Source organism: Roseomonas elaeocarpi (assembly GCF_042433915.1).
GTDB lineage: Bacteria > Pseudomonadota > Alphaproteobacteria > Acetobacterales > Acetobacteraceae > Roseomonas > Roseomonas elaeocarpi.
Genome location: NZ_JBHLUN010000009.1, coordinates 117,705 through 137,613 on the forward strand (window position 1 = coordinate 117,705; position 19,909 = coordinate 137,613).

Annotated in this window: 19 protein-coding genes and 1 pseudogene; 13 read left to right on the plus strand and 7 right to left on the minus strand. The window is 72.3% G+C overall.

Features of this window, described 5'->3' with window-relative positions; genetic code table 11:
* Window positions 1–312 precede the first annotated feature (312 nt).
* Together ACFFGY_RS14190 and ACFFGY_RS14195 are read left to right on the plus strand one after the other, a co-directional pair.
* Window positions 313–1,284, plus strand: coding sequence for a tripartite tricarboxylate transporter substrate-binding protein (locus ACFFGY_RS14190; RefSeq protein ID WP_377045151.1), 972 nt, complete (start codon window positions 313–315; stop codon window positions 1,282–1,284).
* A gap of 131 nt (window positions 1,285–1,415) precedes the next feature.
* Entirely contained in the window at window positions 1,416–2,492 is a 1,077-nt protein-coding gene (locus ACFFGY_RS14195) for a tartrate dehydrogenase (RefSeq protein ID WP_377045152.1), read from the plus strand.
* 96 nt (window positions 2,493–2,588) lie between these two features.
* Here ACFFGY_RS14195 and ACFFGY_RS14200 read toward each other — a convergent pair whose 3' ends face one another.
* Window positions 2,589–4,082: an FAD-dependent oxidoreductase gene (locus tag ACFFGY_RS14200; protein ID WP_377045153.1), complete on the minus strand. Its 1,494-nt coding sequence runs from the start codon at window positions 4,080–4,082 to the stop codon at window positions 2,589–2,591.
* A gap of 269 nt (window positions 4,083–4,351) precedes the next feature.
* On the opposite strand from ACFFGY_RS14200, the gene rpmH reads away from it, so the two are divergent.
* From rpmH to yihA, 5 genes and pseudogenes are all read left to right on the plus strand, one after another.
* Window positions 4,352–4,486, plus strand: a complete 135-nt coding sequence (gene rpmH, locus ACFFGY_RS14205; RefSeq protein WP_376092366.1) for a 50S ribosomal protein L34 — start codon at window positions 4,352–4,354, stop codon at window positions 4,484–4,486.
* A gap of 25 nt (window positions 4,487–4,511) precedes the next feature.
* Window positions 4,512–4,850: pseudogene (gene rnpA, locus ACFFGY_RS14210) on the plus strand (ribonuclease P protein component); the annotation flags it as partial.
* Between the two features lie 296 nt (window positions 4,851–5,146).
* Entirely contained in the window at window positions 5,147–5,392 is a 246-nt protein-coding gene (gene yidD / locus ACFFGY_RS14215) for a membrane protein insertion efficiency factor YidD (protein ID WP_377045242.1), read from the plus strand.
* Window positions 5,393–5,396: 4 nt separating this feature from the next.
* A complete protein-coding gene (gene yidC, locus ACFFGY_RS14220; protein ID WP_377045154.1) occupies window positions 5,397–7,169 on the plus strand; it encodes a membrane protein insertase YidC in 1,773 nt (590 codons plus the stop codon).
* 158 nt (window positions 7,170–7,327) lie between these two features.
* Window positions 7,328–8,158 (plus strand): ribosome biogenesis GTP-binding protein YihA/YsxC, encoded by an 831-nt coding sequence (gene yihA / locus ACFFGY_RS14225; protein WP_377045155.1) that lies wholly within the window; start codon window positions 7,328–7,330, stop codon window positions 8,156–8,158.
* Window positions 8,159–8,616: 458 nt separating this feature from the next.
* Here the strand turns inward: yihA and ACFFGY_RS14230 are convergent, their stop codons facing one another.
* Window positions 8,617–9,024: a hypothetical protein gene (locus tag ACFFGY_RS14230; protein WP_377045156.1), complete on the minus strand. Its 408-nt coding sequence runs from the start codon at window positions 9,022–9,024 to the stop codon at window positions 8,617–8,619.
* A gap of 212 nt (window positions 9,025–9,236) precedes the next feature.
* Between ACFFGY_RS14230 and ACFFGY_RS14235 the strand changes: the two genes are divergently transcribed.
* Window positions 9,237–10,415 carry an acyltransferase family protein gene (locus ACFFGY_RS14235; protein ID WP_377045157.1) on the plus strand — a complete coding sequence of 393 codons (1,179 nt, stop codon included), beginning with the start codon at window positions 9,237–9,239 and terminating at the stop codon, window positions 10,413–10,415.
* Window positions 10,416–10,509: 94 nt separating this feature from the next.
* On the opposite strand, the gene ACFFGY_RS14240 is transcribed toward ACFFGY_RS14235, so the two are convergent.
* The gene (locus ACFFGY_RS14240; protein WP_377045158.1) at window positions 10,510–11,067 is read right to left on the minus strand and encodes a DEAD/DEAH box helicase family protein; all 558 of its coding nucleotides are present in this window, start codon (window positions 11,065–11,067) and stop codon (window positions 10,510–10,512) included.
* A gap of 339 nt (window positions 11,068–11,406) precedes the next feature.
* On the opposite strand from ACFFGY_RS14240, the gene argB reads away from it, so the two are divergent.
* Together argB and ACFFGY_RS14250 are read left to right on the plus strand one after the other, a co-directional pair.
* The gene (argB, locus tag ACFFGY_RS14245) at window positions 11,407–12,291 is read left to right on the plus strand and encodes an acetylglutamate kinase (RefSeq protein WP_377045159.1); all 885 of its coding nucleotides are present in this window, start codon (window positions 11,407–11,409) and stop codon (window positions 12,289–12,291) included.
* 99 nt (window positions 12,292–12,390) lie between these two features.
* Window positions 12,391–12,963, plus strand: a complete 573-nt coding sequence (locus ACFFGY_RS14250) for a manganese efflux pump MntP (protein WP_377045160.1) — start codon at window positions 12,391–12,393, stop codon at window positions 12,961–12,963.
* 55 nt (window positions 12,964–13,018) lie between these two features.
* Here ACFFGY_RS14250 and ACFFGY_RS14255 read toward each other — a convergent pair whose 3' ends face one another.
* Entirely contained in the window at window positions 13,019–13,567 is a 549-nt protein-coding gene (locus tag ACFFGY_RS14255; protein ID WP_377045161.1) for an MOSC domain-containing protein, read from the minus strand.
* A complete protein-coding gene (locus tag ACFFGY_RS14260) occupies window positions 13,564–14,376 on the minus strand; it encodes an alpha/beta fold hydrolase (protein WP_377045162.1) in 813 nt (270 codons plus the stop codon). Before ACFFGY_RS14260 ends, ACFFGY_RS14255 begins: the two co-directional genes overlap by 4 nt.
* 279 nt (window positions 14,377–14,655) lie before the next feature.
* On the opposite strand from ACFFGY_RS14260, the gene dapD reads away from it, so the two are divergent.
* Genes dapD through ACFFGY_RS14275 form a run of 3 tightly spaced genes read left to right on the plus strand, consistent with a single transcriptional unit; the run spans window position 14,656 to window position 17,266 of the window.
* Window positions 14,656–15,492: a 2,3,4,5-tetrahydropyridine-2,6-dicarboxylate N-succinyltransferase gene (gene dapD, locus ACFFGY_RS14265; RefSeq protein ID WP_377045163.1), complete on the plus strand. Its 837-nt coding sequence runs from the start codon at window positions 14,656–14,658 to the stop codon at window positions 15,490–15,492.
* Between the two features lie 35 nt (window positions 15,493–15,527).
* Window positions 15,528–16,703 (plus strand): succinyl-diaminopimelate desuccinylase, encoded by a 1,176-nt coding sequence (gene dapE, locus ACFFGY_RS14270; protein ID WP_377045164.1) that lies wholly within the window; start codon window positions 15,528–15,530, stop codon window positions 16,701–16,703.
* The gene (locus tag ACFFGY_RS14275; RefSeq protein ID WP_377045165.1) at window positions 16,691–17,266 is read left to right on the plus strand and encodes a hypothetical protein; all 576 of its coding nucleotides are present in this window, start codon (window positions 16,691–16,693) and stop codon (window positions 17,264–17,266) included. Before dapE ends, ACFFGY_RS14275 begins: the two co-directional genes overlap by 13 nt.
* A gap of 178 nt (window positions 17,267–17,444) precedes the next feature.
* On the opposite strand, the gene ACFFGY_RS14280 is transcribed toward ACFFGY_RS14275, so the two are convergent.
* Both ACFFGY_RS14280 and truA read right to left on the minus strand, forming a co-directional pair.
* On the minus strand, window positions 17,445–19,100 hold the full coding sequence (locus ACFFGY_RS14280) for a glycosyltransferase (RefSeq protein WP_377045166.1): 1,656 nt from the start codon (window positions 19,098–19,100) through the stop codon (window positions 17,445–17,447).
* A 41-nt stretch (window positions 19,101–19,141) separates the two neighbouring features.
* Entirely contained in the window at window positions 19,142–19,903 is a 762-nt protein-coding gene (gene truA / locus ACFFGY_RS14285) for a tRNA pseudouridine(38-40) synthase TruA (protein ID WP_377045167.1), read from the minus strand.
* Window positions 19,904–19,909 lie beyond the last annotated feature (6 nt).

The following is a 19,909-nucleotide window of genomic DNA, read 5'->3' on the forward strand; positions in this document are numbered from 1 at the left end:
GCCGGCCTGATCGGTCGTGCTCGGCCGCGGGCGGAGGCACCGCCCAGACCTGGAGGGATCCGCAAGCAGACAGGCCACAGGCCTGATCACGCTCTCCGACCTGCTTTTCCTCCGGCGAACAGGAGGACGAAGGTGGATTACTCGGCGGCGCCGGGACATCCTGCGAAACGGCGTTCAACCGGGCGCTCCGGCGGCAACGGCACGCTGCAGACGTCACCAGAAGGACCGCATCGCAACGAAGCCGGAAGGACGAGCGCCAGGCGCCGGGTGTGACTTCGCTCAACAGAACAAGAAGAAAGGGGGAATCTCCGCATGAAACGTCGCAGTTTTCTGGCTGTCCTGCCCTTGGTGCTGGCCGCCCCGACCGTGCAGGCACAAACGCCGTTCCCGACCCGCGCGGTCACCATCATCGTTCCGTTCGCGGCCGGCGGTCCGACCGACGTCATCAACCGGCTGGTTGCCGAGGGCATGGCGAAGGACCTCGGTCAGCCGGTGGTGGTGGAGAACGTGACGGGGGCCGGCGGCACCATCGCCGCGGCGCGCGTGGCGAACGCCCGGCCGGATGGCTACACGATCCTGGCCCACCACATCGGCCACGCGACCTCCGCCACGCTGTACCGCAACCTGCCCTACGACGTGGAAAAATCCTTCGCGCCGCTGGGCCTCGTGTCCAATGCCGCCATGACGATCGTGGCCCGGCCGGACTTCCCGGCGAGCGACCTCGCCGGGCTGATGGCAGAGATCCGGCGGCAAGGGGACCGGCTGACCCTCGCGCATGCCGGGGTGGGCGGCGCGAACCACCTTTGCGGCATCCTCATGCAGTACGCGGCGCAGAAAAGCCTGACCACGGTTGCCTTCCGTGGCTCCGCGCCCGTGCTGACGGAGATGATGGCGGGGCGCATCGACGTCTTCTGCGACCAGGCGACCAATACGGCCCCGTTCATCCGCGACAATCGCATCCGGAGCTACGCCGTTACGCTCGACCAGCGGGTGCCGGGGCTGGACCTGCCCACCACGGCCGAGGCAGGCCAGCCGAGCATCGTGATGAGCACGTGGCACGGCCTCTACGTCCCCGCCGCCACGCCTCAGGCGGTACAGGAGCGCCTTTCCACCGCACTCCGTGCCGCATTGCGCGAGGACCGCCTGCGCGCCCGCTTCGCGGAGCTGGTGACGGAGGTGGCGCCACCGGAACAGGCGACGCCGGCCTTCCACCGGCAGTTCCTGGCGCAGGAGGTCGCGAAATGGCGGCCGATCATCCAGGCGGCCGGTGTTTACGCCGACTGAAGCCTGACTTCCGGGCCTGACATGCCGGCGCCCCGATCCGGGTGCCCCCCCCCGGCATGGTCGCAACGGTGCCGGCCCGGAGCCGGGTGACCGGCACGACGCGGCGCTTCCACCGAGACAAGGAGACACAGGTGCGCACCTATAAAATCGCTTCGATGGGCGGCGACGGGATCGGCCCCGAGGTGGTCGAGGCCGGCGTCCAGGCGCTCAAGGCCTGTGCCGAACGTGACCGCGGCTTCGCCCTCGAGTTCCAGGACTTCGACTGGGGCTCGGACTACTACCGCCGGCACGGCGTGATGATGCCGGCCGACGGCGCCGACCAGCTCCGCGCCTTCGACGCGATCCTGTTCGGCGCCGTGGGCGCTCCGGACATTCCCGACCACGTCACCCTCTGGGGCCTGCGCCTGGCCATCTGCCAGCCGCTCGACCAGTACGCCAACGTCCGGCCGACGCGCATCCTGCCCGGCATCACCAGCCCGCTGCGCAACGTATCCGGACCGGAGCTGGACTGGGTGATCGTGCGCGAGAACTCGGAAGGCGAGTATTCCGGCGTCGGCGGCCGCGTCCACAAGGGCCTGCCGATCGAGGCCGCCCAGGACGTGTCGCTGATGACCCGCGCGGGCGTGCAGCGCATCATGCGCTACGCCTTCAGGCTGGCGCAGGGCCGGCCGCGCAAGCTGCTGACCGTGGTGACCAAGAGCAACGCCCAGCGGCACGCCATGGTGATGTGGGACGAGATCGCGGCCGAGGTGGCCGCCGAGTTCCCGGACGTGACCTGGGACAAGATGCTGGTGGACGCCATGACCATGCGCATGGTCATCAAGCCCGAGAGCCTGGACACCATCGTCGCCACCAACCTGCACGCCGACATCCTGTCGGACCTCGCGGCGGCGCTGGCCGGGTCGCTCGGCATCGCGCCCACGGCCAACATCAACCCCGAGCGCGACGCGCCCTCCATGTTCGAGCCGATCCACGGCTCGGCCTTCGACATCACCGGCAAGGGCATCGCCAATCCGGTCGCCACCTTCTGGACCGCGGCGATGATGCTGGAGCACCTCGGCGAGAAGCCGGCGGCGGAGCGGTTGATGCGTGCGGTGGAGAAGGTGACGGCCGATCCCGCGCTGCACACGCCGGATCTCGGCGGCAGGGCGACCACGAAGGAGGTCACCGAGGCCGTTTGCGAAGCCTTGCGCCAGGCCAACGATTGAGGCTGGCGCCCGGCCGGTTCCCGGTAAACATCAACGGAGACGCCTGGCCCCGTGGCGGGGCAGGGCCGGCCCGCCCCTGCAGGCCGGCGCCGCGCGTCAAGGCAGGAACCGCGCGAAACCTGTCCAGCGCCGCAGCCAGGGTTCGCGCAGCATCGGCGCGTGGAATTCCACCGCCGCGCGCCGCGCCGCCCGCGCGACGGCTTCGGGCGGCAAGGGCAGGGAGGCCAGGCGTCCGAGCCGCTGGCCCAGCAGCGCCGAGAACATCCCCGCCATCTCGCCCGCGTCCGGTGCCAGCACCGTGGCGCCGAGCAGCCGACCGCCCGGCCCGGTGACCAGCTTCACCAGCCCGGGGCCGGCGCCGCCCGCCACCGCACGACCGTTGTCGCCCAGGCCCAGGCGCTGCACCCGCACCGCGTCGGACCGCCCCCGCGCCGCCGCCTCGGTCTCGCCGATCTGCAGCAGCTCCGCCCGCGTGCCGACCAGCCGCGCCGGCGCCGCGGGCCGTCCGCCCGGCAGGCGCCACAGCATGCCGCGCAGGATCTGCCCCGCGTGATCCTCCGCCGCGTCCAGGCGCGGCCCCGTGCCCTGCGGATCGGCCACGCTGCCCGCCACCCAGACCCGGCGGTTGCCCGGCACCCGCAGCCGGCGGTCGCAGCGCAGGCCCGCCGCGCCGGCCTCCATCCCCGCCGCCGCGAGGTCCAGCGGCACCAGCCTGGGCACCCGCCCGACAGCCAGCAGCAGGTGCGTGCCGGCGACGCGGCGCCCGTCGGCCAGCAGCAGCTCGACCTCGGCGGCCCGCACCGCCTCGTCGCCCACCAGCGACGCTCCCGAAGCGGCCATGCCTCCCGCCGGCGATGCTCCCGCCGTGGCGGGAACGGGGCGGCGCTCGACCCGCACGGCCTCGCCCTCGATCACCGCGACCCCGGCCCGTTCCAGCGATTCGCGCAGCAGCGACACGGCCTCCGCATCGTGGTCCGGCAGCAGCGCGCCGCCGGGCACCACCAGCGTCACCAGGCAGCCCAGCAGCGCATGCGCCTCGGCCGCCGCCACCGCGTCCTCGGTGCCGCCCAGCACCAGCAGGTGACCGGGCGGGTCGGACAGGTGGTGCAGCGTGGCGGGCGTCAGCGCCGCGACCTCCGCCAGCCCCAGCAGCCCCGCCGGAAGCGCGGGCTGCGAGCCCGTGGCCACCACGCAGCGCCGGAAGCGCCAGCGGCGGCCCCCGGCTTCCACCTCCTCCGGCGAGGCGAAATGCGCGGCGGCCGGCACGACCTCGACGCCCATGGCGCGCAGCCGGGCGAAGCCGGATTCCGGGCGCAGCGCGTCCGCCGTGTCGCGCCCGTGCCGGCGCACGGCGGCCCAGTCGATCCGCAGGTCCGCCGCCGCCACGCCGAAGCGCCCGCCCTCGCGCACCGCGGCCGCGCGTCGGGCGCAGGCGGCGAGGGCTTCGGCGGGAAGACGTTCATGGAGGCGGCGGCCGCCGGGCTCGTCACGCTCGAACAGCGTGACCTTGCGGCCGAGCGCCGCGGCAAGGAGGGCGGTGGCGAGACCGGCGCTGCCGGCGCCGATCACGGCGATGTCGGTATCGGGCATGGCCCCCGTTATGGCGGCGCGGGGGCGAAACGTCATCGCCCGTACCCGGCCAACGGCTAGGAATCGCCCGAAACCGCGCCGGAACGCCCCCGGGGGCCGCCTGCGTGATTGACGAGCACGCCGCACCGTTCCTATACAGCGCCCCACCGCGTCGAACCCCGTTCGGCGCCCCCTGTCATGCGCGACGCCATGCCCGGCCCGACCGGCACCGGTGGCGCGCACGGGTGAAATCCCCGGCACATACTGATTTTCTGACGGAGCCCTGAGCCGTGAAGCGTACCTATCAGCCCTCCAAGCTCGTCCGGAAGCGCCGGCACGGCTTCCGCGCCCGTCTCGAGACCGTGGGCGGCCGCAAGGTCCTGGCCAACCGCCGTGCCAAGGGCCGCAAGCGCTTGTCCGCCTGAGCGGACGGCGCACGGCAACACCACCATGGCCCTGCCGCGCCTGAAGCGCCGGCGCGAGTTCCTTCGCGTCGCCGGACAAGGCAAGCGCGCGGCACGGCCGGGCCTGCTCCTGCAGGCTCTGGGCGACACCGGCGCGCCGCTGCGCGTCGGCTTCACCGCCACCAAGAAGCTCGGCAACGCCGTGGTCCGTAACCGGGCCAAGCGGCGGCTGCGCGCGGCCGCGCACGAGATGCTGCACGGCTCCGCGCCCGAACAGGCGCCGCGGGGCTGGGACCTCGTGCTGGTGGCGCGCGACGGCGCGATCACGCGCCCCTGGAACACGCTGCTGGGCGACCTGCGCGGCGCGCTGCGCCAGGCCGGGGTGACGGCGCCCGGTGTGGCCGCCGCTGGTGTGACCGCGTCCGGGGACGGCACCGCGCGCGAGCGCGCTGGCGAGGAGCGGGCACCGCGAGCCGACATGCCCCCGGCCAGCCGCGTGACATCCCACGACCGATCGCCCGACGCCGCGCCATCCGGCGCCGGTCCGCTGCCGGCGCCCGCCACCAGCGCGTCCCCCGGCACGGAGGCCGTTGTCACGGCACCCGTCGCCACTTCGGCCGGAGGGGGGAGGGCCGAATCGTGACCGCCGCCCCGCTGCACCGGCCCCCGCCGCGCGAGCCCCTGACGCCTGCCGCCGCCGTGCTGACCGCCGGCGTCCACGGCTACCGCTACGGGCTGCGCCCCCTGATCGGCAGCCACTGCCGCTTCCATCCCCATTGCAGCGACTACGCGCTGGAGGCCCTTCGCACGCACGGCGCCGCCCGCGGTGCCTGGCTGAGCGCCCGGCGCATCCTCCGCTGCCACCCCTGGAACCCGGGCGGCTGGGACCCTGTCCCACCTGCTGTTGCCGCCCGCGAGAACGGTTGAACCCATGGACAACAAGCGTCTGCTCGTCGCGATCACGATCTCGATCGCCATCCTGCTGGGCTTCGAGCTCTGGAACCGCCCCGGCGTCCAGCAGCAGCGACAGCAGCAGGAACAGGCCCGCGAGGCGCCGACCCAGCCGCTGCCGCCCGGCGTCGCCTCGCCCGCGCCGACGCCGGCCAATGCCCCGCCGCCGCGCAACCCGGCCGAGCACCTGCCGATCCAGACCGCGAGCCTGTCGGGCAGCCTGAACCTGCGCGGCGCCCGCCTCGACGACCTGGTGCTGCGCAACTACCGCGAAACCGTGGCGCCGGATTCGCCGCAGGTGCGGATGTTCGCGCCCCGCGGCGAGCCCGCGCCCTATTACGCGCAGTGGGGCTGGACCGCGGCCGACAGCACTCCCGTGCCCGGCCCGGACACCGACTGGACGCGCGAGGGCACCGGATCGCTGACGCCCTCCACCCCGGTGACGCTGCGCTGGGACAACGGCCAGGGCCAGGTGTTCGAGCTGGTGGTGTCGGTGGACGACCGCTTCATGTTCACCGCCGAGCAGCGCGTGATCAACAACGGCGCTGCCCCGGTGCAGCTCCTGCCCTGGAGCCGCGTGCGGCGCGAGCACACGCCCCAGACCGCCAGCTCCTACCTGCTGCACGAGGGCTACGTCGGCGTGCTCGGCGGCCGGCTGCAGGAAGTGAAGTGGGCCGCCGGCAAGGACGCCGCCAACAAGGCGCAGGGCGTGGCCTTCACCGAGGACTCGAACGGCGGCTGGGCCGGCTTCACCGACAAGTACTGGCTGGCCGCGCTGGCGCCCGTGAAGCAGGACGCCGCCGACCGCGCCACCTTCCGCCACAGCACCGCCACCGGCGCCGAGGCCGCGCCCCCCGGCTCGCCCGCGGGTTCCGACGACCGCTACCAGGTCGACTTCTCCACCACCGCGCCGCTGACCGTCGCGCCGGGCGCCAATGCCAGCTTCGCCACCCGCCTCTTCGCGGGCGCCAAGGAGGTGAAGACGCTGGATGCCTACCGCGACAACCTCGGCATCCCCGACTTCGACAAGGCGGTGGACTTCGGCTGGTTCTACTTCCTGACCAAGCCCTTCTTCTACGCGCTGGACTGGCTGTTCGGGCTGGTGGGCAACTTCGGCGTGGCGATCATGATCTTCACGATCTGCCTCAAGGCGCTGTTCTTCCCGCTCGCCAACAAGTCCTACAAGGCGATGGCGCGCATGAAGAACCTGGCGCCGAAGATGCAGGAGATCCGCGCCAAGTATAAGGACGATCCGGCGCGCCAGCAGCAGGAGACCATGGCGCTCTACAAGACGGAGAAGGTGAACCCCGCCTCCGGCTGTCTGCCGCTGCTGATCCAGATCCCGGTCTTCTTCGCGCTCTACAAGGTGCTCTACGTCACCATCGAGATGCGCCACGCGCCCTTCTTCGGCTGGATCCACGACCTGTCGGCGCCCGACCCGACCAACCTGTTCACCCTCTTCGGCCTGATCCCCTGGGATCCGCCGCAGATGCTGCACATGCCGGCCTGGGCGATCGTGATGGGCTTCACCATGTTCGCGCAGCAGAAGCTGAACCCGGCGCCGCCCGACCCGGTGCAGGCCAAGCTGTTCACCTGGATGCCGCTGATCTTCACCTTCATGCTGGCCAGCTACCCGGCGGGCCTGGTGATCTACTGGAGCTGGAACAACCTGCTCACCGTGATCCAGCAGGCCTGGATCAGCCGCCACGACCGCGCCCAGCGCCGGGCGCAGAAGGCGATCCCCAGCACGTGAGCACCAGGGGCGGAGCGAAGGGCCGCGGTGGCCCTCCTTCCCGCGGCAAGGCCGCCGGCGCCCGCCCGGGGCCGCGCGGCCAGCGGCCGGGGCAGGGCGCTGGCGCGGGAGCAAACCGGCCGGACTCCTCGCCGGAAGCCCTGACGTCGCCGGACCGGATGGCTTCCTCCGGCGCGGCGACCTGGGCCGAGGACGACGCGGACGACATGGCAACCCCGCCGGCGAAGCCCGCCCCACGTCCGGCGCCGCCCCCGCGCCCGGCACCCGTCGTGGAAGCGCCGCCACCCGCCCCGGAACTCCTGGGCGGTCCGGCCGATGCGGCGGAACGCCGGGCCTGGCTCGAGGCAGGGCGGCTGCTCTTTGCCCGGCCCTGCCGCTTCACCTACGCCTCGCAGCGCATCGACCAGCTTCCGGCCTTCACCCTGCCGGAGGTCGCCTTCTGCGGCCGCTCCAACGTCGGCAAGTCGTCGCTGGTCAACGCGCTGACCGGGCAGAAGACGCTGGCGCGCGTCAGCAACACGCCCGGCCGCACCAAGCAGCTGAACTTCTTCGAACTCGGCGAGGAAGGGCGCGGTCGCCTGACCCTGGTGGACATGCCGGGCTACGGCTACGCCCAGGCCGCCAAGCAGGTGAAGGAAGACTGGCAGGGGCTGATGTTCGACTACCTGCGCGGCCGCCCCAATCTGATGCGCGTGGTGCTGATGCTCGACGCACGGATCGAGACCAAGGCTTCCGACCTCGCGGCCATGGACCTGCTGGGCGAGGCCGCGGTGCCCTTCCAGATCGTGCTGACCAAGGCCGACAGCGCCAAGCCCTACTGGCTGCGCAAGCGGCAGGAGGAAGTGGCCGGCTTCGTGCGCGAACGCGCCGCCGCCCACCCGGTGGTGGTCACCACCAGCAGTGAGGACGGCACCGGCATCGAGGAACTGCGGGCGGAGCTCGCCGCGCTGGCGGCCCCCGACCCCCGCCTCACGGGAACTGAGGCATAACGGCAACAGTGCGGCTCACTTGCCGCATTTCAACCGTAGCGTGCTTTCCGCGAATCCTCACGAGATCGTAAGACCGTTCTGCCCCAGGGAAGGTCCGTTAAGGCAGGAACTCGTTGTGCTCTGTGTCGTCGCCCCGGCCCCTAGCCGTCCAAGCCGCCCGGCCGGACTGCTCCGATGCCGGCACGAGGCCGGAGCCCAGCCGCACGTCACCGAGGCAGGCGACCCCGACGCCTCGCCCCGACGCGCCGCAGAGCTCCCCCCGCAACGTCCCCTCCTGCCTGGACATCCCTGTGGCGTCCCAGCGGTGCGTCGGAACCCCCAATTCCGCACCGCTTGATCGGCGCGGCGAAGTCGGGGGCACCGGTCTGATCCCCACGAGGATCGGTGCCTAACCCCACCCGGCTTCGCCGCCCCGAAAGGGGTGGCCGGCAACGCCCGGCCCGTCGCCGCCCCACCTGTCACCGCCCGACATCGTCGATCCCCTGGCCGAAGGGCCCCGTGCCGAAGCCGCCCCGCGCCGAGGAGCCGGCATCGGTGTTGTCGGTGGGCGTCGAGCCCGGGGTGAAGCGGCTCACCGCCATCGCGTAGCGCGGCCCGCCACGCACGGCCGAGGAACCGGCGCCGCTGTTGTCGCGCGGCGTCGAGCCGGGCGTGAAGCGGCTCACCGCCATGCCGTAGCGAGGTCCGCCGCGCACGGCCGAGGAACCGGTGTTGCTGTTGTCGCGGGGCGTCGAGCCCTCGGTGAAGCGGCTCACCGGGAAATGCCGCAGGCTGTCGTAGCCCTCCGCCGCACGGGCGGCCGGCACGCCGCCGGTGGCGGCGAGGCCGAGCGCGACGGCAAGGAGGAACGGACGAAAACGAAACACGGGAAGATGTCCTGGAGATGATCGCGGCCAGGCCCGGCAAGGGACGGCCGACTGAGGCTCCAGACTTGGTGCGCCGCAACATCGCGAAAATCGGGCGCATGCCGGAAGGCTTGTTCACCCACTCCGGACAATGACGGCATCCTCACGCCTCCTCTGTTTCACAGCGCCGAGAACTTTCCTAGAAACGCCCCGAGGCAGGGGGAGTGTCGCGGGTGGCGGCGAGAAATCACGCGCTGGACAGCCTTCGCGGACTGGCCGCCCTGGCCGTGGCGCTGGGGCACAGCAACCTCGCGGTGACCGGCCTTGCCGCCTGGGCCGCGACCTGGCGCGACCTGCCACATCTCGACGGCACGGCGCTGCTGGGCCGGCTGCTCTACCTCGTTTTTCCCAGCGACGCCGCGGTGACGCTGTTCTTCGTGCTCAGCGGCCACGTGCTTTGGCGCTCCTTCGACCGCTCGCTGGCGCGGCAACGCGGCGACGCCGCGCCACCCGCGCTGCGCTTCACGCGGGAACTGCCGGACTACGTCGCGGGCCGCCTGTACCGGCTCCTGCCCACGGTGCTGGTGGCCAGCATCCCGGTGGCGCTGCTGAAAGGTGCCAGCGTGGCGACCCTGGTGGAGAACATCCTGCTGCTCCGCACGGACCTGCTGGGCGTGACCTGGACGCTGCAGGTGGAGCTGGTCTGCTCGCTGGCGCTCTTCGTGCTGCACCGGCTGGTGCGCGGCCGCCCCGGCGGGGCGCTGCTGGCGCTACTGGCGCTGGGCTCGGTGGCCGTGTTCTTTCGTGGCTGGAACTTCGCCCTGTTCTTTCCGGCCTTCCTGCTCGGCGCCCTGATCGACGCGATGCCGCGACGGCTGTGGCGCCCCGCGACGCTGTGGCTCGGCCTGCTGCTGCTGTGCTGCGGCAACCTGTTCCTCGGCCGCTCCGGCGCCGGGCGCCTGGCCGAGATGGCGGGCGCCGTCGCCCTGCTGGGCAGTGCCGGCGCGCTGAACCCGGCGGTGCTGCGGCGCGCCCCGCTCGTGCTGCTCGGCCGCATCAGCTACCCGTTCTACCTTCTTCACCCGCTGGGCGCGGCGATCGCGGGGCCGGTGGTGGCGGCCGCCGCGCTGACCGGCCCGGCGGAACGGATCGCGCTGATCGCCGTGCTGTCGATCTCGGTGGCGCTGCCGCTCGCCTGGGTCGCGCACCTGGCGGTGGAGCAGCCGGCGATGGACGGCCGGCCCCGCCTGCGCTTCGGGGCGCGGTCGCGTGCCCCGGCATCGCCGGCCGGGGAGGAGCAGGCACAGCCCGCGCGCGCGGAGACGCCGCGCCCCGCATCCCCGCGCGGCGGCGCCCGGCTCAGGGAAGCGGCGGGCCTGGAGGCCGCGTCGGGGAGCGTGTCGCCGACCTGACCGGCACGCCGGCCGCCGGACCAGGCACTTCCCTTCGTCGCAGCGGCCCCAGGCCAGACCCGCCCCCAACACCGGCCACCACGGGCGAACGCGACTAGCCCGACCGGTCCGCCGCAACCTCCCCGCACCGCCGCAGGATCTCGTCCACCACCGAGCGGAGCGGTGCGGTGGCGTCGATCACCGTCGCATCGCGGGGGACGTCTTCCCGCGTCGCATGCAGGTGCAGGATGAACAGCTGCTCCGCCGCCCCGCCGCCGAACTCGTCCCGGGGCCTGCCGGACAGCCGCTGCCTCAGCGTCGCCGCGTCGACCTCGAGAACGAAGACCCCGTCGAACAGCTCCACGAAGCGGCCGACGTTCCGCGAGCCGCCGCAGAAGAACGACACCGGCCGCGTCCGGTCACCCAAGAGGGCGCGGACCTTGCCAAGGTCCCAGAGGTGGTGCCGGTGCGCGAAATCCACCGCCGGATCGTCCGGCATCGGGCCCTCCAGCGGCGTCCCCGTCAGGGGATCGCCCCGGTAGGCCAGTTCGCGGTCGCCGTGGATGGCGTGGAAGCCGCGCCGCTGCAGCTCGGTGGCGACCGATGTCTTGCCCGTCCCCGACACGCCTTCGATCAGGAAGTTCCTGACGCCCACCTCGCCCCCGCTCGCCACGCTTCCCGCACACCGCAATGGTGGGGCAGTTCGGTGACGTTACGGCACGGAACCGAGGCGGTGCGGGTGAAGGATCATGGACAGCTTCGTGACCTTTCCGGTTCCGGGAGCGCGGCACTCCGCTGCTGCTGTCGTCCGGGGCTGTCGTCCGGGGCTGTCCTCCGGGACGAGGCCGGCCGTGTGGGACGAAGCCCCTTCTCGTGTTCGCCGCCGCCGGCCCAGCCCGCCGCACCCTCGGGAACGCCGCCCCCTTGACCCATCCCCGCCCTGCCCGCAAAGGGCGAGGGGCGCGCCCGGTCCCCTCCGGCCGTGCCGCCAAAGCTGATCGGAGCGCCCGTCATGTCCGACACCCCCCGCGACAACATCGCGCTGCTCTCCGGCGCCCTGCCTTTCCTGAAGCGCTACGACGACCAGATCGTGGTGGTGAAGTACGGCGGCCACGCGATGGGCGAGGAAGACACCGCCTTCCGCTTCGGCTGCGACATCGCGCTGCTGGAACAGGTCGGCGTGAACCCGGTGGTGGTCCATGGCGGCGGCCCGCAGATCAACGCCATGCTCAAGCAGCTCGACGTGCAGTCCACCTTTATCCAGGGCCTGCGCGTCACCGACGAGCGCACGGTGGACATCGTCGAGATGGTGCTCGCCGGCTCCGTCAATAAGCAGGTGGCCGAGGCCATCACCCGCGCCGGCGCCATCGCGGTCGGCATCAGCGGCAAGGACGGCAACCTGATCACCGCGCGCCGGGCGCTGCGCCGCCTGCGCGACCCGCAGACCGGCGAGGAGCGCGAGATCGACCTGGGCTTCGTGGGCGAACCCGAGCGCGTGGACACCAAGGTGCTGCAGCTGCTGATCGGCGCCGACATCGTGCCGGTGGTAGCGCCGGTGGGCGTCGACAGCACCGGCCAGACCCTCAACATCAACGCCGACACCGCGGCCGGCGCCATCGCCGGCGCGCTCAAGGCCGCGCGGCTGCTGATGCTGACCGACGTGCCCGGCGTGCTGGACGGCAACAAGAACCTCATCCCCGAGATGACGGTGGCCGAGGTGCGCGAGGGCATCGCCAGCGGCATGATCTCCGGCGGCATGATCCCCAAGGTCGAAACCTGCATCGAGGCGGTGGAACAGGGCGTCGAGGGCGCCGTGATCCTGGACGGCCGCGTGCCGCACGCCGTGCTGGCGGAGCTGTTCACCGATGCCGGGCCCGGCACGCTGATCAAGCGCTGAAGGTCGGAACAAACAATCAAACAGCTGTTCAGCTGTTGATTCATTGAGAACATCCCGCTAAGGCGGCGGCTCTGCCGTTTCAGCCGGGATGTTTCCTCCATGTCGCCCATCGCCATCGCGCTGCTGTCGCTGAGCATGTCGGCCGACGCTTTCGCGGCCTCGCTGGCCAAAGGCGCCGCGCTGGACCGGCCCCGCTGGCGCGAGGTGTTCCGCACCGGCGTGGTCTTCGGAACGGTGGAAGCCATCACGCCGCTCCTGGGCTGGCTCGCCGGCTTCGCCGCCAGCGCCGTGATCGCGGCGGTGGACCACTGGATCGCCTTCGCGCTGCTGGCGGTGATCGGCGGCCGCATGGTGCTCGGCGCCCTGCGCCCCAAGGCGGACACCGAGGCGGCGAGGCCGCGCCGCCACGGGTTGGGCGTGCTGCTGGCCACCGCCGTCGGCACCAGCCTCGACGCCATGGCGGTGGGCGTGTCGCTGGTCTTCCTCGATGTGAACATCGCGGTGGTGGCGGGGGCGATCGGCCTCGCGACCTGCGCCATGGCCATGGTCGGCATGGTGGTGGGCCGCCATGTCGGCGGCCGTTGCGGGCGCTGGGCCGAAGGGCTGGGCGGCCTGTTCCTGGTCGGCCTCGGCAGCAAGATCCTGGTGGAGCACCTGTTCCTGAACGGCTGAGTCCGGGCTTGACCCGCCGCCACTTAAAGGTTTAAATTCCTATAACCAACCGCCCTCAGACCCGTTCCAGCGGATGGTGGGGCAGGGGCGGCAGCTGCGTCACCACCGCGTCGCCACGCCGCACCATCCCGCCGCGTCGCACCACCGCCATGACGCCGGCCTTGCGCACCACCCGGCCCCGCGCGTCGCGCCCCAGCACCCGTGCCAGCAGCCCCGGGCGGAACCGCTCGATCTGGGCGCAGGGGTTGCGCAGACCGGTCAGCTCCACCTCCGCCTCGCCCAGCGCGAGGCGCGTGCCCACCGGCATCCCCAGCAGGTCGAGCCCCTCGGTCAGCACGTTCTCGCCGAGGTCGCCCGGTCGGAGCGCGAAGCCCTGCTCCAGCAGTTCCTCCAGCAGTTGCCGGTGGATCAGGTGAACCTGGCGGAGGTTCGGCTGGGTGGGATCCACCGCCACGCGCGACAGGTGCTGCACCGTGGTGCCCAGGTGCGCGTCGCCCTCGACGCCGAGCCCTTCCAGCAGCCGCACCGAGTCGGTTGGCGCCTTGCTGAAGCGGTGCTCGCCGGACCGGCTGAGCGCCACCACCCGGCCCGCGGCCCCGCTCAAGCGAGGAAACCCGCCAGCATGCGGTTGAACAGCTCGGCCCGCTCGAAATAGGGCGAGTGGCCGCATTCCGGCACGATCTCGACCCGGGCGCCGCAGCGTTCCGCCAGCGCCAGCGCGGCGGCGGGCGGGAACACCACGTCCTCGGCGCCCGCCACGAAGAGCACCGGCATCCGCAGCTGCCGTACCGCGTCGGCGTGGCGCAGCCGGCCGGCGGCGAGGCGCCGTCGCAGCGCCTCCTTGTCGCGCACCGCCGAGGCCTCGTCGATCTGCCGGTAGAGCAGGTGCAGCGCCGGCTGTTCCCGCGCCGCGCGCTCGCCCATCGCGGGGTGGATGCCGCGCCCGAGCAGCGCCTGTCGCGTCACCACCGCCTGGTTGTCCCAGTCGGAGCGGCCGGTGGCGGTGGCGTGGTCGATCGTGCCCGAGGTCGCCGACATCACCAGCGCCCGCACCCGCTCCGGCCAGCGCAGCGCCACCTCGAGGCAGCTCCAGCCGCCCATGGACTGCCCCACCAGCGCCGCCTGCTCGATCCCGAGGTGATCGAGCAGCGCCAGCAGGTCCTCGGCGAAGCCGTCGGGGCCCAGCCCGTCGGGGTCGGTGGAGGGGTGGAAGCCGCGATGGGCGAAGGTGACGCAGCGGAAGCGCTCCGCCAGCGCCGGCACCTGCTGCCACCAGCTCATGTGGCTGCCGCCCATGCCGTGCGCGAAGATCACCGCCGGGCCTTCGCCCACGCTCTCGTAGTGCAGGCTGGCCGCCCCGCGCGGCACGCGGCCGCTGCTGCGCGGCACGGTGCCGCCCCCGATCCAGAACATCGCGCCGGCACCTCGCCTGTGGCAGGAAAGTAAGGAAGTAAGATGGTAAGATAGTAAGATGGTAAGGCGAAGGGTGGCCTGCCCGCCATCCCCGCACTGGCCGCCGGCGGTGCGGCCGCGCCGTTGCCCCGCGCCGCTCCTCCGCGCCGTTGACAGGCCGGGGCGCCCGCGCGACAGGGGCCGGGCGCGGGTTCCGCCGGATCTGCCGGCGGGTGTCGGCCCTGCGCGCCTCCCCCACCTTGCCCTCGACCGGCGAAATTCGCGGAACACGGACCGGCCATGGAACTCACGGCGCTGCAACAGACCATCGAGGCCCTTTGGGACCGCCGGGCCGAGCTTTCCCCCGGGACGCAGGGTGCGGACCGCGAGGCGGTGGAAACCGCGCTGGAACTGCTCGACGCTGGCCGGGCCCGCGTGGCGGAGCCGGACGGGCAGGGCGGCTGGCGCGTCAACCAGTGGCTGAAGCAGGCGGTGCTGCTGTCTTTCCGCCTGGAAGATAGCGCCCCCATGGAGGTCGGCCTGGGCGCCTACGACAAGGTGCCGCTGAAGTTCCGGGACTGGGGCGAGAACCGCTTCCGCGAGGCCGGCTTCCGCGCGGTGCCGGGCGCCGTGGTCCGCCGCTCCGCCTTTATCGGCAAGGGCGTGGTGCTGATGCCCTCCTTCGTGAACCTCGGCGCCTACGTGGATGAGAACACGATGGTGGACACCTGGGCCACGATCGGGTCCTGCGCCCAGATCGGCAAGAACTGCCACATCTCCGGCGGTGCCGGCATCGGCGGCGTGCTGGAGCCGCTGCAGGCCAACCCGGTGGTGATCGGCGACAACTGCTTCGTGGGCGCGCGCTCCGAGGTGGCCGAGGGCGTGATCGTGGGCGAGGGCTCGGTGCTCTCCATGGGCGTCTTCCTCGGCGCCTCCACCAAGATCATCGACCGCGCCACCGGCGAGATCTTCGTGGGCCATGTGCCGCCCTTCTCCGTGGTGGTGCCGGGCTCGCTGCCCGGCAAGCCGCTTCCGGACGGCACGCCGGGGCCGAGCCTCTACTGCGCCGTGATCGTGAAGCGCGTGGACGCGCAGACGCGCTCCAAGACCTCGATCAACGAGCTGCTGCGCGACTGAGCCCGACCAGCATGGAAGCCCCAGCAGAACCCCGGATGGATGCCTCCGATGCCATCGCGTCGGGTGCCCCCGTGCACGGCCTCGTCGCCGACCCGCTGCCGATCGCGCAGGCGCTGATCCGCTGCCGTTCCGTCACGCCTGCCGATGACGGCGCGCTGGCGGTGATCGAGAGCATCCTCGGGCCGCTGGGCTTCCACTGCACCCGGCTGCGCTTCAACGAGACCGAGAACCTCTTCGCCCGCCGCGGCGAAGGGGGGCCGCATCTCTGCCTCGCCGGCCATACCGACGTGGTGCCGCCTGGTGCCGCGCGCGCCGATGGCGGCTACGAGGGCTGGCGGCACGATCCCTTCGCGGCCACGGTGGAGAACGGCACGCTGTTCGGCCGCGGCGCCACCGACATGAAGGGCGGGCTGGCAGCCATGATCGCGGCGGCGCACCGGCCGCAGGGACGCGGCTCGCTCTCCTTCCTGGTCACCGGCGACGAGGAAGGCGACGCCCATGACGGCACGGTGCGCGTCCTCGACTGGATGGCGGCCAACGGCCACACCCCGGACATGTGCCTGGTGGGCGAGCCGACCTCCAAGGCGGTGCTGGGCGACACGGTCAAGATCGGCCGCCGCGGCAGCCTGACCGCTTACCTGACGGTTCAGGGCACGCAGGGGCACGTCGCCTATCCGCAGCGCGCCGACAACCCGGTGCACCGCCTCGTGCGCGTGCTGCACCGGCTGACGGCCGCGCCGCTGGACCGGGGCAGCGAGTGGTTCGAGGCCTCCTCGCTCCAGGTCACCACCTTCGACGTGGGCAACCCCGCCACCAACGTCGTGCCGGCCGAGGCGCGGGCCACGCTGAACATCCGCTTCAACAACCTCCACACCGCGGCGAGCCTGGAGGCCAGCATCCGCGCGGCGCTGGAGGCCGAGGCGCCGCGCCACGAGACGCGCTTCTCGTGCTCGGGCGAAAGCTTCCTGACGCAGCCAGGGCCCTTCGTGGAGGCGATCCGCCGCGCCGTCGCCACCACCACCGGGCAGGAGCCGCAGCTCGACACCGGCGGCGGCACCTCGGACGCGCGTTTCATCACGCATCATTGCCCGGTGGCGGAGTTCGGCGCGGTGGGCACCACCATGCACAAGGTGGACGAGTGTACCCCGGTGGAGGAGCTGCGTGCCCTGGCCCGCACCTACGACGCCATCATCCGGGAGTGCCTGGGCTGAACGACCCGGCGCAAATTCCGCCGCTGCGGCTGCAGATCTCGGCCGGGCTGCACGGCGCCTTCCTGCTGGCGCGCGGCCGGGCGGAAGGGCTGCTGCTGGCGGCGCTGTCGCCGGAGGGCGTGGCGCGCTCCTTCTGGGCCGCGGCGCTCTGCCTGCCGGCCTTTCTCGGCCTGCGCCTCCTTTCGTCGGACAGCTCGCCCGACCTCGCCTCGCTGGTGGCCGACCTGTCGGCCTATGCCGCCTCCTGGGCCGGCTACGCCCTGGCCTCGCGCTGGACGGCGGAGCGCCTGGGCGTGCTCCAGCGCTGGCCGCGCTTCATCGCCGCCTGGAACTGGTGCAACGTGGTGCAGTACCTGCTGCTGGTGCTGATCCTGCCGGTGCCCACGGGCCTCGTGGGCAGCTGGCTCGGCATCGTCACGGCGGGCTACACGCTCTGGCTCGAATGGTTCGTGGCGCGCGAGGCGCTGGGCCTGCCGGGCGGCCGCGCCGTCGGCTTCGTGGCGCTCGACGTGGCGATCAGCCTGTTCCTGACGGGCTTCGTGGAACTGCTGTCGGGACACTGACGGCGCTGACGCGGCCGCGTTCCGGTAAGCATTCCGAGATGAATGGCGGGCGACGACGGCGTGGTCCGGCAACACGGCCTCAAGGCAGTGCGGCGGAGGTCCCGCGCTCCGCGGAGCCCGGCCTGCCCCGCGGACGCCTCGCCTGGGCGCCCACGGCAGGCCGGGCGCCCGCGACGGATCAGGCCAGGCGCCAGTTCCCTTCGGGCCGCTTCTTGTAGCCGAGATTGTCCTCGGTCAGCGAGAAGGAGCGGTAGTGCTTCAGCGTCAGCGCGACCGCGAGACGGCGTGCTTCCGCCGGGTCCTCGATCGCCAGCAACGCGTTGCCGAGCGCCCGGGTGATGCAGCCGGGCCCGGTGACGTCCCAGATGGCCGGCTTGCGATTGGGATCGCCCAGCAGGCGGCTTTGCGCATCCTCCAGCGCCCGGGTCAGCACGGTGGAGTTCGGCCGCGCCACGAAGAAGAAGTTGTTGGCATAGGTCGGCACGCCATCAGCCAGGGCCAGCACCAGCTCCGCTTCGCGCAGCGCCGCCCGAACGGGGTCGAGCGGGCGCTGGCTGACCTCGTCCGCATCCACGTAGATACCGCCCTCGGCCACCAGGAAGTACAGCCGGAACAGGTCGGCCTGCATGGCGGCGTGGGTGGAGCGCTCGAAGCAGGTGATGGCGTCGGCCCCGAAGCGGTTCCGGAGGAAGTCGCGGGCCGTTTCCTCGCTGTAAACGCGGTGCTGCACGCCGGGATTGTTCTCCCGCCACCCCGCCATGAGCTGCGCCACGTCCTCGGGCACCTTGCCGTCGTGCCAGTACTGGATCAGCGGGATCGGCGGCAGGTCGGTGATCGGCTCGCCGCTTTCCTGCAGCAGCGGCAGGCGCCCGGCCAGGCGCTCCGCCGACAGGAGGTAGCGGTGCGGCTCGGTGACCTCGGGCATGGCGGCGACCCAGCGTCGCGTCATGTCGCGCAGCTGCTCCGCCCGGCTGCCCGTCAGCAGGATGTTGCTGAGGACCACGCGGGTGGCCCCGTTCTGCTGTTCCGGCGGCACGGCTTCCAGCAGGGCGATGGCCTGATCGAGCTGGTTCGCCTCGAGGCAGTTCCGCGCCGCCTGCACCGCCACGTCGGGCTGCCTGACGAGCTCGCCGGGAACGGCACGGGCCATCTCGGCCGCGGCGGCGGCGCCGTCGCGGCGCAGCACCAGACGGAGCAGCAGCATGGTGCGGCGGGGATGGCTCGGGGTGACCTTCTCCAGCAGCCGCTCCGCGCGCCGCAGCCTGCCGAGCTCGATCAGCTTTTCCGACAGGTGCAGCATTTCCGGCGTGCCGAAGGCGCCGCCCGTGCGACGCTGCCGCAGCAGCCGCCGGGCGACCTCGAGGGAGCGATCGTGATGGACGTAGGCCTGGTGGCGCGTGCTGTCCCACCAGGCCGGCAGTTCGGCCGGCAGCGCCCGGAACAGCCTGCGGGCGAGGTCGAACCATTCCGCTTCCTTGGCGCTGAAGGCCTGCATGAAGCGGGGCTCCAGGTAGTTCGGGTCGATCGCCGAGGCGGCGCGGAAATGCGTCAGGGCCATCAGGTTGCGCCCGGCACCGGTTGCCATGTGACCCAGCGCCATGTGCGCCCAGGGCGGGCCGTAGCCCAGCGACACGGCGCGCTCCAGCGCGGTGATGGCCCCCTGCTGGTCCCCCGCCACCCGCAGCGCATTGCCGAGGCGGTACTGAAGATCGGCGCTGTCGGGCGAGGCGGCCGCCAGCCTCGACCAGAGAGCGGCGGCCTCGGCGAAGTCGCCGCGCGCTTCCGCGGCCTCGGCATGCTCTCGAGTCGGATCAGCGGTCATCATGTCGGCCATGGTCATGCCTCATTGAGGATCAGACGACACGGCACAAGGGCCTAACCCCATTCGAGCGGCGCATCGTAGCTGACAAAGGTGAAACATAGTCCCTCGGCGGGCGCGGTCTGGCCAGCCAGGCGACGTTCACACCTCGCCAGCACCTCTGCCGGCCACGAGACGGAACGACGACCTGATCCGACCTCGGCCAGTGTGCCCACCATGTTGCGGACCTGATGATGAAGAAAGGACCTCGCCTCAGCCAGAATTATTATTTCGTCACCGTCACGGAATACATCGAGGCGGTCGAGGGTGCGGAGCGCGTCCTTGGCCTGGCAGGCGCTGGCGCGAAAGGCGGAAAAGTCGTGCCGGCCCAGCAGCCCTTGTGCGGCCGCGTGCATCGCCGCCGCGTCGAGGCGGCGGGGCAGGTGCCAGACCCGGCCGAGGTCCAGGGCCGGGCGCGCCGGCCGGTCGAGGATGCGGTAACGGTAGCCGCGCCTGGTGGCGGAGAAGCGCGCGTTCCAACCTTCCGGGGCGCGGGCCGCGGCCACCACGGCGACGGGATGGGGGCGGGTGCGGGCGTTGATCGCCTCGCGCACCCGCTCGGGCGGCAGGTCCAGGGCGATCTCGATCCGCGCCACCTGGCCCACGGCGTGCACGCCGGCATCCGTGCGCCCGGCGGCGACCGTGGCGGCGGGCTGGCCGCCGTTCAGCGGCGCCGCGGCCTCCTCGATCAGCTGCTGGATGCTGGGGGCGTTCTCCTGGCGCTGCCAGCCGGCATAAGGCGCGCCGTCATACTCGATCTGCAGGGCGTAGAACGGCATCAGCCC